The organism is Pseudomonas sp. Irchel s3a10 (assembly GCF_900187525.1).
Classification (GTDB): Bacteria; Pseudomonadota; Gammaproteobacteria; order Pseudomonadales; family Pseudomonadaceae; genus Aquipseudomonas; species Aquipseudomonas koreensis_G.
In genome coordinates, this window is the sequence record NZ_FYDR01000001.1 from 1 (window position 1) to 13,696 (window position 13,696).

A 13,696-nucleotide genomic window follows, 5' to 3' on the forward strand; every position below is an offset into this window, starting at 1 on the left:
AAGTGAAACGATGCATCGCCGATGGTAGTGTGGGGTTTCCCCATGTGAGAGTAGGTCATCGTCAAGATTAAATTCCGAAACCCCAATTGCGAAAGCAGTTGGGGTTTTGTTTTGCCTGCAGGAAAGTGGTTTGCCTGCCAATACAGGCCCTAACTGCTTGTTTTTGCCCCGATCTGACGCGAAAGCCACACCCGGCTGTAGGTCAGAACACAGCTAGCCATGGTGGTCGGAAAATGGATAAAGCCATGGGCGGAAGAGGGCAGCAGATGGACTTCAACCGGTGCTGATTGTTGCCAGCGCTCAGCCAGTTCCAGCGTGTCGTCGCGCAGAGGATCCAGTTCACCGGTGAACATCAACGCCGGTGGCAATCCGCTCAAGTCGCCGTACAGCGGAGACAGTGGCGGCTGCCGGCGTTCATCATCGCTCAAACCTGGCGTCAGCAGGCGCAGCGCCTCGGCCATGCCCGGGCCGTCGAGTACCAGCGTTTCAGCAGAGGCCGAGTGCACGCTCGGGGTGCCCGCGAGATCGTAGACGCCGTAATAGAGCAGGGCACCGCTGACCCGCTGCAGCAAATCGGGTGATGCTTTGAGCGCTAACAGGGTGGCGGCTGCCAGATGCGCGCCCGCCGATTCTCCGACAACGATCACCGGCAGGCCGACGAACTCCGTGCAATCGTCGCTCAGCAGCCAGCGTGCGGCGCACAGACAATCCTCCATCAAATCCTCAACCGGCGTATTGACGGCCAACCGATAGTCGACGGATACCACCGCCACGTTGCATGCCTTGACCATGCCGATATTAAGGTCGTCGTTCATCCGCGCATTGCCGATCACCCAGCCGCCACCGTGGTAATCCAGCACCACACCTTGAGCCTTTCCCTGCGGGCGGATGATTCGGACGGGCACTGAAGCACCTTGCGAATACACCACAGTGTTTTGCGCACGCAGGTCATGTTTGAGCGGTTTGTCCGCGCTGACAAATTGACTGGCGCGCAGCAATGTCTGGATCAAGCGCGGCGTTAGCCGATTGCGGATGCGAAACCGCGGTAGCCAGGCGAGTTTGCGGTTGAAGCGCTGCATCTGTGCCAGATCACTTTCGCTGAACTCAAGCGTGTTATCAGCCAAATTCTTTCACCCTCATCAGCAATTCCCACTTAACAATACATGCCGTTACGGCGCAGCGCCGAAAGGCGCTTCGCGGTCAGGAACACTTGCATCATTCCCCACACGCTGCAATGTTTCCGGCACCGTCAGCCACAACAGCACAAGCGCCACCCCGGCAATCACGGCCAGGGTCAGAAACGCCGCGTTGTAACCGGCCTCCTGCAACACAATTCCCGCGACACTACTGCTCAACGCCGCCCCCAGACCGAAGACGGTCGAGAGGGCGCCAAGGCTGATATTGAAGTGGCCGGTGCCCAAGGTCAGGTCTTTGACCACCACCGGGAATAGCGCACCGAAGATCCCCGCACCGACGCCGTCGAGCATCTGTACGGCAACCAGCCAGTAAGGGTCGGCGGACAAGGTATAAAGCACGCCACGCAACGGCAGAATCAGGAAGCCTGCAAGCAGCAGCGGCTTGCGTCCCCACACATCGGCTTTGGCCCCGACCAGCAAGGCGACCGGCACCATGACCAGTTGCGCGGCGACGATACAGGCCGAAGTCAGTGGCGTCGCCATCTGCAAGTTGACTTGCGCGAGTTTCTGGCTCACCAGCGGCAGCATCGCCGCGTTGGCCAAGTGGAAGAGGGCACAACAGATGGCGAACATTAGCAGCGCCTTGTTGGTCAGCAACACTGCCAACCCGGAAGGCGCCTTGGCATGTGCGGCGTCGCTGGGGTCAAGGCCTCGTGCGAGATCATGGTTGATGGCGTCGCTGTCGACGAAGCTCACGGCGATAACACTGCACAGCGCCATGACCGCCATCAGATAGAACACCGCCACCGGCCCGAACAGGTAAGCGAATCCACCGGCCAGCAGTGCCGCGCAGGCATTGCCGGCGTGGTTGAAGGTCTCGTTGCGTCCGGTGCGCCGGGTGAATGCGCGTGGCCCGGTGATGCCCAGGGTGATCGCCGAAATGGCCGGAGCGAACACCGACGCGGCTGCGGCGCTCAGCGCTTGGGTGATCGCCACCAGACTGAAGGACGTAACGAAGGGCAACACCACGCAACTGCCGGTCACCAGTAAAGCGGCAATCGCGATCACCGATCGTTTACGGCGTGTGTTATCGACCAGGGCTCCGGCGGGTGTCTGGGTGACAAGGGCGGCGATGCCAGCGAGGGTCATCACCAGCCCGATGCTGGCTGGCTCCCAGTGATGAACCGCCAACAGATAAATCGCCAGATACGGCCCGAGTCCGTCGCGCACATCGGCGAGGAAGAAATTCAGGCTGTCCAGCGAGAGGTTGTTGCGACGATCGGTATGAGTGACCACGCTGGCATCTTCAATAAACGAGGTTCGGCGAAATGCCTCAACCTCCGCTAAGTCAGTGACTTGTGGCCTGCGGATTTAGTTTCCTGGCGGATGCCGACGGCACACACTTTTTCGCTCGGCGCTCGCCCCAGCAATGGCAACCCGACCAGGGTCAAACCGATACCGAGCAGCGCGCTGGCACTTAGCGGATCGCCAAACTGCATCCACGCCCACAACAGTGTCACCGGTGGCGTCAGAAACAGCGCGCCACTGATGCGCTGCATGCTGAAACGCTGCAGGCACAGCCAATAAAATCCGTAGCCGCCAAAAGTCGAGAAGATCACCAGCCACAGCACGCCACTGACGAAGTCTGCACTGATCGGCGGGCGCAATTCACCCTCAAGACCTGCCAGCAGCGCGAACACAGGAATCACCGCACACACCTGAATAAACAGCGCCGAGGTGGCCGGCATCGCAACGCCCGGCCGGGCTTTCTCAAACGAGGTCGCCGCCGCCAGCGACAATACCGCCAGTAACGGCAAGCAGTAGGTCCACAACCCCGCACCGGCCCACTCGACACTCGCAGCGCTGGCCAGCAGCATGCCGATCACGCACAGCGCCAAACCCAGCCATTGCCAGCCACATGTGCGCTGCCCCGGAACGCTGCCGGCCAGCAGCACAATTGTCAGTGGCAACAGATTGGCAAACAGCGACGCAGTGCCCGGCGTGACGCCAAGTTGAATCGAGGCGGCAATCGGTCCGATGTAGCCACCCATCGCGAACAGCCCAAGCAGTGCCTGATGCCACATGCCTTTACCGCGCAAACCACGTAGGCCAGCCCAGGCGAACGGCAGCAACAACAATGCCGCCAAAACAAAACGCCACAACGAGGCCAGGTACACGCTGCCTTGATCGGCGACGTAGCGATAGCCAATGAACCCGGAACTCCAGCTGACCACCATTGCCATCAGCAGTAAAAAACGAACAGGCATGACGTTCATCGCATGGCACCTGACAGAGAATTGAATTCGATGATATGAATCAGGCGCTGATGCATTCAAACGATACGATTCGCACCACTGATGCAGGAATCCTCAAGCATGGCCGAAGCCCTTGATATCGAACTGTTGCGCACCTTTCAGGCAATCGTGCGCTTCGGGCAATTTCTTGCCGCCGCGAGTTTCCTCAACAAGAGCCCGTCGGCGGTCAGCCTGCATGTTCGGCGTCTGGAAGCGCTGGCGGGCGGGCGCTTGCTGGAACGCGATAACCAGACGGTCAACCTCACCCCACTGGGTCGACGCTTCGCCCTGCAGAGCGCCGAATTGCTGCGTCACCACGATCAATTGCTGGCGAGCTTCAGCACGCCACTGGCCAGCGGGCGGATCCGTCTGGGGATTTCCGAGGAGTATGCCGGCGCAGTACTGGGCTGTACGTTGCCGCACTTGTCGGCAGATTTTCCGCACATCGAGCTGGAAGTCGAAACGGGTGCCAGCGGCCGTTTGAGTGCGCGTCTGGAGCGCGGGCAACTGGATCTGGCGTTGCTGGTGGTCGTCGCCAATGCACCACCATCGTCGCGTTGCGTAAGGATGCTGGGCCTGACCCAGCCAGTGTGGGTCGCCGCGCACAACTACACGCAGGATCTCACCCGGCCGGTACCGCTGGCCTTGCACGGCAAGGGTTGTCCCTATCGCAGCGTTGCCGTGGATGCATTGAGCGAGCAGGGACGCCGGTGGCGCGCGGTGATTGTCAGCGCCGGTGCCAGCGCGCTGGAAACAGCCATCGAGGCCGGACTGGCGGTGGGCATTGTTGATCGGGCGCAAGTGCGCCCCGGCATGCGCGTGTTGAGCAGTGAGGAGGGATTACCCGAGTTGCCGCTGCACGAGTTGCGCCTCATGCAGGCACCGGGTGAATTGAGTGAGGCGGGGGAGGTTCTGGTGCGCTTGATCGGTGACGGCTTCGTGTTGTGACGTGTTGATCGACGGCAGCCCCGGGCAGGGCCGCCGTCGGGCATCACATCAGTTAATGCGCGGATGCTGTTGCACCAACTCCTTGCGTTTGGCTTCCAGTTCGGCGATTTCGGCGTCGATGTCTTCGATTTTCTGCTCGATGTTGTCGTGGTGTTCCTTGAGCAGCTCTTTGGCTTCTTCGAGGTCCGACGCTGCCGGCGCAGCACCGCGCAGCGGCTTGTTGGCGGTCTCTTTCATGGTCACACCAGTAATCAGACCAACTACGGCAATCACCATCAGGTAGTAGGCCGGCATGTACAGATTGTTGGTGCTTTCCACCAGCCAGGCCACGGCAGTCGGGGTCAGGCCGGCAATCAGCACCGAGACGTTGAACGCGGCGGCCAGTGCGCTGTAGCGGATATGCGTGGGGAACATCGCCGGCAGGGTCGAAGCCATGACGCCGATGAAGAAGTTGAGCAATACCGCGAGCATCAGCAGGCCGGAGAAGATCAGGCCGATCTTGCCGCTGTTGATCAGCATGAACGCCGGAATCGCCAGCAGAAACAGACCGATGCTGCCGACCACAATGAAAGGCTTGCGGCCGATCTTGTCGCTGATAAAACCGATCGCCGGTTGCACGAACAGCATGCCGACCATGATTGCGATGATGATCAGCACGCCACGGTTTTCGCTGTAGTGCAGGTTGTGCGACAGGTAGCTCGGCATGTAGGTCAGCAGCATGTAATAGGTGACGTTGGTCACCGCCACTACGCCGATGCAGGTCATCAGGCTGCGCCAGTGTTTGGTCGCAACTTCCTTGAACGAGACCTTCGGCCCGCCCGCCAATCCTTCACGGTCGCCTTCTTCGAGTTTCTCGACGTGCTGTTGAAACGCCGGGGTTTCTTCCAGCGCATGCCGCAGATAGAGGCCGATCATGCCCAGCGGCAGGGCGAGGAAGAACGGCAGGCGCCAGCCCCATTCGAGGAATCTCTCTTCGCCGATGATCGTCGAGATCAGCACCACCACACCGGCACCGAGAACGAAACCGGCAATCGAGCCGAAGTCCAGCCAACTGCCGAGGAAGCCGCGTTTGCGGTCGGGGGCGTATTCGGCGACGAAGATCGACGCTCCGGTGTACTCGCCGCCGACCGAGAAACCCTGAGCCATTTTCGCCAGCAACAGCAGGATCGGCGCCCAGATGCCGATCGACTCGTAGGACGGTATCAAGCCGATAGCGAAGGTACTCAGCGACATGATCACGATGGTTGCGGCCAATACTTTCTGCCGCCCGTACTTGTCGCCCAGCGCACCGAAGAACAGCCCGCCCAACGGGCGGATCAGGAACGGCACCGAGAAGGTCGCCAGCGCTGCAATCATCTGCACGCCAGGATCGGCGCCGGGGAAGAAGATCTTGCCCAGTGCATAGGCGACGAAGCCGTAGACCCCGAAGTCGAACCATTCCATGGCGTTGCCCAGTGCGGCGGCGGTGATCGCCTTGCGCATCTTGGCGTCGTCGACAATCGTGATGTCTTTCAATCCGATGGGATTGACCTTGTTTTTCCTTGATTTCATGCGGGTCACTCATAGCTGAACGGATTCGATGCCATTGTTTTGGTGGCATGGGTTCTTTCCGTCAGATACAAGAAGACACGAAATAATTCACTGCTCGCGGCATTTTTGTCGTTCGCACCCGCGAAGACGCAGCAGAGCCCACCCGGCGGCGATTACGCAAAAGCACAAGACGTCAGGCTGAAAACCCGGATAATGGCCGCCAATTCGTTTTTGCTCTCTGGTAAACCCGCATGGAAATCAAGGTCAACTTTCTCGACAACCTTCGACTTGAAGCCAAGTTCGACGACTTCACGGTGATCGCCGATCAGCCTATCCGTTACAAGGGCGATGGCTCGGCACCGGGGCCGTTCGACTACTTCCTGGCGTCGTCGGCCTTGTGCGCGGCTTACTTCGTGAAGCTGTACTGCGAAACCCGCAACATCCCGACCGAGAATATTCGCCTGTCGCAGAACAACATCGTCGACCCGGAAAACCGCTACAACCAGATCTTCAAGATCCAGGTCGAATTGCCCGCGGACATTTCCGAGAAGGATCGTCTGGGCATCCTGCGTTCGATTGATCGCTGCACAGTGAAGAAGGTTGTGCAGACCGGTCCCGAGTTCGTGATCGAGGAAGTCGAGAACCTCGACGCCGATGCGCAGGCCTTGCTGATGCCGCATTCGACCTCTGAAGCGGGCACCTACATCGCCGGTAAAGATCTGCCGCTGGAGCAGACCATCGCCAACATGTCGGGAATCCTCGCCGATCTGGGGATGAAGATCGAAATCGCCTCGTGGCGCAACATCGTGCCGAACGTCTGGTCGCTGCACATCCGCGACGCGCACTCGCCAATGTGTTTCACCAACGGCAAGGGCGCGACCAAAGAGGGCGCACTGGCCTCGGCACTGGGCGAATTTATCGAGCGCCTGAACTGCAACTTCTTCTACAACGACCAGTTCTGGGGCGAGGACATCGCCACCGCCGAGTTCGTGCATTACCCGAACGAGCGCTGGTTCAAACCCGGCCCGAAAGACGAGCTGCCGCCAGAGATTCTCGATCAGTACTGCCTGGACATTTACAACCGCGACGGCGAGCTCAAAGGCTCGCACCTGTTCGACACAAACTCCGGCAACACCCAGCGTGGCATCTGCTCGCTGCCGTTCGTGCGCCAGTCGGATGGCGAGGTGGTGTACTTCCCGTCGAACCTGATCGAAAACCTGTTCCTGAGCAACGGCATGAGCGCCGGCAATACCCTGGCTGAAGCCCAGGTGCAATGCCTGTCGGAGATCTTCGAGCGTGCGGTCAAACGCGAAATCCTCGAAGGCGAAATGGCCTTGCCCGATGTGCCGCAGGAAGTGCTGGAGAAGTACCCGAGCATTCTCGCCGGGATCAAGGGTCTGGAAGAGCAGGGCTTCCCGGTGCTGGTCAAGGATGCGTCGCTGGGCGGCGAGTTTCCGGTGATGTGCGTGACCCTGATGAACCCGCGCACCGGCGGCGTGTTTGCCTCGTTCGGCGCGCACCCAAGCCTGGAGGTGGCGCTGGAACGCAGCCTGACCGAGTTGCTGCAGGGCCGCAGTTTTGAAGGTCTGAACGATTTGCCGCAGCCGACGTTCTCCGGCCAGGCAGTGACCGAACCGAACAACTTCGTCGAGCATTTCATTGACTCCAGCGGCGTGGTGTCGTGGCGCTTCTTCAGTGCCAAGTCTGACTTCGAATTCGTCGAGTGGGACTTCTCGGGTCAAGGCGAAAACTCCAACGCCGAAGAAGCCGCAACCCTGTTCGGCATCCTTGAAGACATGGGTAAAGAAGCCTACATGGCGGTCTACGACGACCTCGGCGCCAACGCCTGCCGGATCCTGGTGCCGGACTACTCGGAAATCTACCCGGTGGACGACCTGATCTGGGACAACACCAACAAGGCCCTGCAATTCCGCGCCGACATCCTCAACCTGCACAGCTTGAGCAAGGTCGGCCTGCGTAACCTCGCTCAAGGCCTGGAAAACAGCGAGCTGGACGATTACACCGACATCACCACGCTGATCGGCATCGAGTTCGACGACAACACGCCGTGGGGCAAGCTGACGATTCTGGAGCTGCGCCTGCTGATCTACCTCGCCCTGCAGAAATACGAACAGGCCAAGGATCTGGTCGAAGCCTTCCTGCAATACAACGACAACACCGTCGAACGCGGCTTGTTCTATCAGGCGGTGAACGTGTGCCTGGAAATGGAACTGGACGAGGATCTGGAACTGGCCGATTACGAAGCCAACTTCCGCCGCATGTTCGGTGACGAGCGCATGGACGCGGCGATTGGTTCGGTCAACGGCAGTGTGCGTTTCTATGGTCTGACACCGACCAGCATGAAACTCGAAGGACTGGATCGTCACCTGCGTCTGATCGACAGCTACAAGAAGCTGCATGCGGCGCGGGCTAATGCGGCGGCGTTGAATCGCTGATAGCCGACGGTCATTTTGCGCTGAGTGAATTTGTAGTGAGGGGATTCATCCCCGATGGCGCGCGAAGCGAGCCCGGCCTCTTCAACCAATAAAGAAGCGGGCCTGCTGCGCAGTCCATCGGGGGATAAATCCCCTCACCACGGGTGAATATTCTGGGGACATGGAGATTCAAGGATGGAAGAGAAGGTCGTGAAGTCGAAGCTGGTCAACTTTCTGGTGGCTGACGTCGAGGTGGATTACGAAGGTGTCGGCGATTTTTACGATGCTGCCGGCAGTGGTAATGTCGGCGCATTGGCCGGCGTGCTGGAAGGTTTCAAGGAGGTGTACGGCGGGCTGTGGGTCGGCGGCAAAATGACCCTGACCAACACCGCTGTGTACCTGAATGCCAACGCCATGAATCGCATGGTTCAGGACGGCACCCTGGACATCAGAGTGCCGCTGGGGATGATCCGCAAGGTCACCCTCGAAGGTGGCTTCATCACTAAAATTGTCTGTCTCGACACCGATGCAGGGAGCATTTTGTTCCGCTGCTACGGCGCCAGGGACGTCGTCGTATTGATCGAGAAGTCGATCCAGCCACGGGTTTCGACAGCGGTGCTCAAGCGGGCTCAGTAAGCAAACGCTGCCGGGCGCGACATTCAAACGCGCTCAAGCGCCGAAAACTGACCGCTCAACCACGTATACAGTTGAGACACCGCGGGCGATATCTGCTTGCGGTGCGGGCATACCATGCTCAGAGGGGAGGCGCTGCCGGGATGCTCGGGAAGTAACACGACCAGTCGACCGGCCAATACGTCCGCACTGACATCCAGCCAGGATTTGCAGGCAATTCCTTCGCCTTCCACGGCCCAGCGCCGGACGACATCGGCGTCGTCGCTGAACAGTGGTCCCGAGACTTGAATGGTTTGCTCGCCCAGACTCCACTTATCGAAAACCCGGCCATTTTGCAGATAGAGCAGGCAAGGATGCGCGCTCAGCTCTTGCGGTGTAGTCGGTTGTCCATGGCGCTCGATGTACTGCGGTGAGGCGACCAGTACACGACGGTTACCGGGAGCCAGAGGCAGCGCGACATAGTTGGCATCCGCGTTCGAGCCATAGCGGATGGCGACGTCCACCGGGTCGCGAAACAGGTCGGCGACCTGGTCGGACAGGACCAGACGCAAGGTCAGCTCCGGATGCTTGCGGCGGAATTCCGAAAGCCAGGGCAGCAGCACATTGCGCCCCAGGTCGGATGGCGCGGTCACCTGCAGTACACCGCGAAGTGGCGTGTTTTCGCCGCGCAGATTTTCCTTTCCCTGTTGGAGCGCTTCCAGCACCGCGTGAGCGGTGGGCAGGTATTGCTCGCCTTCGGCCGTCAAACGCAGGCTGCGCGTAGTGCGGGCGAACAGGCGCACGTCCAGTTCGCGCTCCAGGCGCTTGATGGCGGCGGCGACCTGCCCGGGCAACAGATCAGCCTCCAATGCGGCGGCGGTAAAACTGCCCAGCGCGGCACTGCGCGTGAACAGACCCAGATCATCAATGCGGATCATCTTCACTCCAGGGGTGAAAGAGTTGGCGGATTCTGACGGTTTTTCTTTGTGCTCGTGAGTTTGAAACTGTTTGCAAGTGTGTGCGTCATCCCTTCAAACAGTGAGTGTTCATGAAAGTCTTCACCTTTACGCCTCCGGCTCTGACTATCGAAGCAGCGAGTGCATTGCTCCACGCCGAAAAATCCGTTTCAACCCTCGGTTTCAGGGGGCTGCTGATAGAAATTGGCGCGATTTCGGTGGGGGCGGCCGATGTCGCTGCGCAGTCCCTGTCACTGAGCAAGGAACCGCCAATATTGGGCTGGGGAGCAGCGGGGACTGTCCGCGAAGTCGGTAGCGGCGTAAGTCTGTTCCAGCCGGGTGATGAGGTTTACTACATGCACGCCGGCTCCTTGGCCAGCCCCGGCGGATACCAGCGATTTCATCGGGTGGATGAGCGCACTGTGGGTCACAGGCCACGCTCGTTGAGTGCCACCGAGGCGGCGGCGCTGCCGTTCGCAGCGCTCATCGCCTGGGAGTTGCTGTTCGATCGCCTTGGCGTCGAACAGGATTCGGGCGACGGTGATTGTCTGTTGATCATTGGGGACGCCGCTGGCGCAGCTTCAATGCTGGTGCAACTGGCCCAGCAATTGACTCGCCTGACCGTGATTGCCAGTGCTACAAGTCCCGACCAGGCTGCGCGGCTGCGGCAGTGGGGGGCACACCATGTGATTGATTGCACACAACCGCTGATGGAGCAGTTGCAGGCAGTGGCCATTGCCGACGTCAGTCACGTCGTCAGCCTGGCCCGCACCGACCAGCACTTCTTGCAGTTGATTGAGGTGCTGCGGCCACAGGGACGCATCGGCGTGATCGACGATCCGCGCAACCTGGATGCGCTACTGCTCAAGAGCAAATCGTTGTCGCTGCACTGGGAAATGATCTTCACCCGGCCCCTGTACGCAACCGCCGATATGATCAACCAGCATTACCTGCTCAATCGCGTCTCCACGCTGTTCGACCAGGGGCTTCTGCAAACCTGCCCAGAGGCAGATGTCAGCGGCACAGCGGGCGATGACATGGATCGCGCACAGGCGCTGATTGAACGCTTCAAGGGTTCATTTTCATTTTTAAAGTGAAAGTGTTGGTGCGTTTTGCAGGTTTTTCTTTGCCAGGGGGCAGTTGAAGATGGCTGCAAGTGAGTGCCACAGCCCATCCGACAGCGAGTTCCCATGAAAGCCATCACGTTTACCCAACACGCCTTACCCATTGAAGATCCACAGTCATTGATCGATACCGACATCCCCGTGCCGACCCCGGGCCCGCGAGACCTGCTGGTCGAAGTGCGTGCGGTGTCGGTCAACCCGGTCGATACCAAGGTGCGCGCCGGTACTTTCACCAAGGAACCGAAAATCCTCGGCTGGGATGCTGCCGGCGTGGTGCGTTCGGTCGGTTCCGACGTGAGCCTGTTCCAGCCCGGTGATGAAGTGTTTTACGCCGGTTCGATTGCCCGCACCGGCAGTTACAGCGAGTACCACCTGGTGGATGAACGCATTGTCGGGCACAAACCGCGCTCGCTGAGTGCCGCCGACGCGGCGGCGCTGCCGCTGACTTCGATTACGGCGTGGGAGTTGTTATTCGATCGGCTCGGAGTCGCCGAGGGCACAGGGGAGGGCAAGTGCCTGCTGATCACCGGGGCCGCCGGAGGCGTGGGGTCGATGTTGGTGCAACTGGCTCGGCAATTGACCCGGCTGACCGTCATCGGCACCGCTTCACGGCAGGAGACGGCGGACTGGGTTCGCCAGTCAGGCGCGCATCATGTGATCGATCACAGCGCGCCACTGCTCGGTCAATTGCAGGCACTGGGCATCGACGAAGTCAGCTACGTCGCCAGCCTGACCCACACTGAGCAGCACTTCGCGCAGTTGATCGAAGTCCTGCGGCCACAGGGGCGTCTGGGCGTGATCGACGACCCGGACACCCTCGATGTGATGCCGCTCAAGCGCAAGTCGCTGTCGTTGCACTGGGAGCTGATGTTCACCCGCTCGTTGTACGAAACCCAGGACATGATCAATCAGCATGAATTGCTCAACCGCGTCTCGGACCTGATCGATTCGGGCGTGTTGCACACCACTGTGGGTGAGCACTTCGGTGCGATCAACGCGGCGAATATGCGCCGTGCCCATGCGCTGGTCGAGAGCGGCAAGGCCCGGGGCAAGATCGTTCTCGAAGGTTTCTGAGCTGCATCCACTCGAACATTCAGCCCGGCCCTGTTGCGGGCCGGTCAGGAGCACTTTATGCGTTTGAAAAAACTTCCCGCGGTGTTGGCGCTGACATCGGCGTGCGCCTTGGCCATGCCGTTCGCCCATGCTATCGACGCGGTTGCGGTGCCGGCCAACGCCCCAGCCGATAAGGCTTTCGGCAAACTGGAACAGGTGCACGCGTTCTACGATGCGATGCCCACCGGGGTGACGGTCAGCGAGACCGGGCGGATCTTCGTCAACTTCCCGCGGTGGGGCGATGACGTCCCGTTCACTGTCGGCGAGCTTCGCGACGGCAAGGTCGTGGCTTATCCCGATGCTGCGATCAACCGGGAAAACCCCCGTGATCCCAGTGATGGCCTGATCAGCGTGCAAAGCGTGGTCGCCGACGGTCAGGGCCGTGTCTGGCTGCTCGACACCGCGGCTCCGGGCTTCTCCGACCCCAAACCGCGCGGCGCGAAACTGGTGGCGGTGGATCTGGCAAGCAACCGCGTGGTCAAGCGTCTGGTGTTCCCGGACAACGTGATGCTGCCCAGCACCTATGTCAACGACATGCGTTTTGACTTTCGTACTGGCACGGAGGGAACTGTTTACCTGACCGATTCGTCGTTGCGTGGCCCCGGCGCCATTATCGTCATGGACATCGCCAGCGGCCGTGCCATGCGCCGCTTGAGCGGAGCGCCATCGACCTCGGTTGATCCGGCATTCGTGCCGGTGGTGGAGGGTTTGCCGGTCACGGTGGAAGCGGCGGATGGCAAGCGCAGACCGCTGGCAGTGGCTTCGGACGGCATCGCGCTGTCGGCGGACGGCCAGACGCTGTACTTCACGCCGCTGTCCAGTAGGCACCTGTATTCGGTTGCCACGGCGCTGCTGCGCGATGCCAGTGTCAGCGAAGCGCAACTGGCCGCCGCCGTGCAGGATCTGGGCGAGAAGGGCGCGTCCGATGGCATGGAGGCCGATGCTGCTGGTGCGTTGTACGCCGGTGACTACGAGCACAACTCGATCCGCAAACGCCTGCCCGATGGCCAATGGCAGACGCTGGTGCATGACCCGCGACTGCTCTGGCCCGACACTCTGTCCATCGGCCCGGATGGCTACCTGTATTTCACCGCTAACCAGCTGCATCGTCAGGCGGTGTTTCGCGGCGGCCAGGATCAACGGCAAAAACCCTACAGCCTGATGCGTCTGAAAATCGATGCGGCGCCTGCGCCTACCCGTTGAAAACTGTTTTCACTATTGGAGAAGTGACGATGAATGCGTCCACTGAAGTGTTGGTTTCGATTGCCGTGCTCAAGGCCAAGGCCGGTCAGGAGCAGGCATTGAAAGACGGGCTGTTGGCACTGGTTGAGCCGACACGCGCAGAGCCGGGCAATCTCGACTATGTATTGTTCGAGCTGCGCGACGCACGCGGGACGTTCTACATGCGCGAGGCTTTCAAGAATCAGGCGGCGCTGGATGCGCATTTCTCCATGCCGTATTTCCAGCGCTTTGCCGCCACGGCGGATGACCTGCTCGAAGAGCCGCTGCAATTGATCTTCCTTGAGCAAGTTTCGTCCTGAGAACGCT

Annotated in this window: 12 protein-coding genes; 7 read left to right on the forward strand and 5 right to left on the reverse strand. The window is 60.2% G+C overall.

Translation table 11 applies throughout. From position 1 onward, the window contains the following. Positions 1-149 precede the first annotated feature (149 nt). The 3 genes from CKW11_RS00005 to CKW11_RS00015 all read right to left on the reverse strand — a co-directional run bounded on the left by CKW11_RS00005 (position 150) and on the right by CKW11_RS00015 (position 3,412). Positions 150-1,079, reverse strand: coding sequence for an alpha/beta hydrolase fold domain-containing protein (locus CKW11_RS00005; protein WP_095136735.1), 930 nt, complete (start codon positions 1,077-1,079; stop codon positions 150-152). Between the two features lie 90 nt (positions 1,080-1,169). Continuing rightward, complete coding sequence (locus tag CKW11_RS00010; protein WP_095135276.1) at positions 1,170-2,432, reverse strand: MFS transporter; 1,263 nt, start codon at positions 2,430-2,432, stop codon at positions 1,170-1,172. Positions 2,433-2,479: 47 nt separating this feature from the next. Further along, positions 2,480-3,412: a DMT family transporter gene (locus CKW11_RS00015; protein ID WP_256581998.1), complete on the reverse strand. Its 933-nt coding sequence runs from the start codon at positions 3,410-3,412 to the stop codon at positions 2,480-2,482. 99 nt (positions 3,413-3,511) lie between these two features. Here CKW11_RS00015 and CKW11_RS00020 point away from each other — a divergent pair, with 99 nt between their 5' ends. Continuing rightward, positions 3,512-4,378 (forward strand): LysR substrate-binding domain-containing protein, encoded by an 867-nt coding sequence (locus tag CKW11_RS00020; RefSeq protein WP_095135278.1) that lies wholly within the window; start codon positions 3,512-3,514, stop codon positions 4,376-4,378. 48 nt (positions 4,379-4,426) lie between these two features. Here the strand turns inward: CKW11_RS00020 and proP are convergent, their stop codons facing one another. Next, positions 4,427-5,929 (reverse strand): glycine betaine/L-proline transporter ProP, encoded by a 1,503-nt coding sequence (gene proP / locus CKW11_RS00025; protein ID WP_095135280.1) that lies wholly within the window; start codon positions 5,927-5,929, stop codon positions 4,427-4,429. Between the two features lie 230 nt (positions 5,930-6,159). Between proP and CKW11_RS00030 the strand changes: the two genes are divergently transcribed. Together CKW11_RS00030 and CKW11_RS00035 are read left to right on the forward strand one after the other, a co-directional pair. Continuing rightward, positions 6,160-8,364, forward strand: coding sequence for an OsmC domain/YcaO domain-containing protein (locus CKW11_RS00030; protein ID WP_095135282.1), 2,205 nt, complete (start codon positions 6,160-6,162; stop codon positions 8,362-8,364). A 174-nt stretch (positions 8,365-8,538) separates the two neighbouring features. Beyond that, positions 8,539-8,979, forward strand: a complete 441-nt coding sequence (locus CKW11_RS00035) for a hypothetical protein (protein WP_095135284.1) — start codon at positions 8,539-8,541, stop codon at positions 8,977-8,979. 23 nt (positions 8,980-9,002) lie between these two features. On the opposite strand, the gene CKW11_RS00040 is transcribed toward CKW11_RS00035, so the two are convergent. Continuing rightward, a complete protein-coding gene (locus CKW11_RS00040; protein ID WP_095135296.1) occupies positions 9,003-9,893 on the reverse strand; it encodes a LysR family transcriptional regulator in 891 nt (296 codons plus the stop codon). Between the two features lie 110 nt (positions 9,894-10,003). On the opposite strand from CKW11_RS00040, the gene CKW11_RS00045 reads away from it, so the two are divergent. From CKW11_RS00045 to CKW11_RS00060, 4 genes are all read left to right on the forward strand, one after another. Then, a complete protein-coding gene (locus CKW11_RS00045; RefSeq protein ID WP_095135298.1) occupies positions 10,004-11,008 on the forward strand; it encodes a zinc-binding alcohol dehydrogenase family protein in 1,005 nt (334 codons plus the stop codon). 93 nt (positions 11,009-11,101) lie between these two features. Continuing rightward, positions 11,102-12,109: a zinc-binding alcohol dehydrogenase family protein gene (locus tag CKW11_RS00050; protein ID WP_095135300.1), complete on the forward strand. Its 1,008-nt coding sequence runs from the start codon at positions 11,102-11,104 to the stop codon at positions 12,107-12,109. 57 nt (positions 12,110-12,166) lie between these two features. Then, positions 12,167-13,351, forward strand: coding sequence for an L-dopachrome tautomerase-related protein (locus tag CKW11_RS00055; protein WP_095135301.1), 1,185 nt, complete (start codon positions 12,167-12,169; stop codon positions 13,349-13,351). Positions 13,352-13,380: 29 nt separating this feature from the next. After that, a complete protein-coding gene (locus CKW11_RS00060) occupies positions 13,381-13,689 on the forward strand; it encodes a putative quinol monooxygenase (protein ID WP_095135303.1) in 309 nt (102 codons plus the stop codon). Positions 13,690-13,696: the final 7 nt, after the last annotated feature.

What these genes read in the sequence shown, in the direction of transcription:
- CKW11_RS00005 (WP_095136735.1), bottom strand. Translation starts at nt 1,079, where the DNA reads ATGCAGCGCTTCAACCGCAAACTCGCCTGGCTACCGCGGTTTCGCATC.
- CKW11_RS00015 (WP_256581998.1), bottom strand. Translation starts at nt 3,412, where the DNA reads ATGAACGTCATGCCTGTTCGTTTTTTACTGCTGATGGCAATGGTGGTC.
- CKW11_RS00020 (WP_095135278.1), top strand. Translation starts at nt 3,512, where the DNA reads ATGGCCGAAGCCCTTGATATCGAACTGTTGCGCACCTTTCAGGCAATC.
- proP (WP_095135280.1), bottom strand. Translation starts at nt 5,929, where the DNA reads ATGAAATCAAGGAAAAACAAGGTCAATCCCATCGGATTGAAAGACATC.
- CKW11_RS00030 (WP_095135282.1), top strand. Translation starts at nt 6,160, where the DNA reads ATGGAAATCAAGGTCAACTTTCTCGACAACCTTCGACTTGAAGCCAAG.
- CKW11_RS00035 (WP_095135284.1), top strand. Translation starts at nt 8,539, where the DNA reads ATGGAAGAGAAGGTCGTGAAGTCGAAGCTGGTCAACTTTCTGGTGGCT.
- CKW11_RS00040 (WP_095135296.1), bottom strand. Translation starts at nt 9,893, where the DNA reads ATGATCCGCATTGATGATCTGGGTCTGTTCACGCGCAGTGCCGCGCTG.
- CKW11_RS00045 (WP_095135298.1), top strand. Translation starts at nt 10,004, where the DNA reads ATGAAAGTCTTCACCTTTACGCCTCCGGCTCTGACTATCGAAGCAGCG.
- CKW11_RS00050 (WP_095135300.1), top strand. Translation starts at nt 11,102, where the DNA reads ATGAAAGCCATCACGTTTACCCAACACGCCTTACCCATTGAAGATCCA.
- CKW11_RS00055 (WP_095135301.1), top strand. Translation starts at nt 12,167, where the DNA reads ATGCGTTTGAAAAAACTTCCCGCGGTGTTGGCGCTGACATCGGCGTGC.
- CKW11_RS00060 (WP_095135303.1), top strand. Translation starts at nt 13,381, where the DNA reads ATGAATGCGTCCACTGAAGTGTTGGTTTCGATTGCCGTGCTCAAGGCC.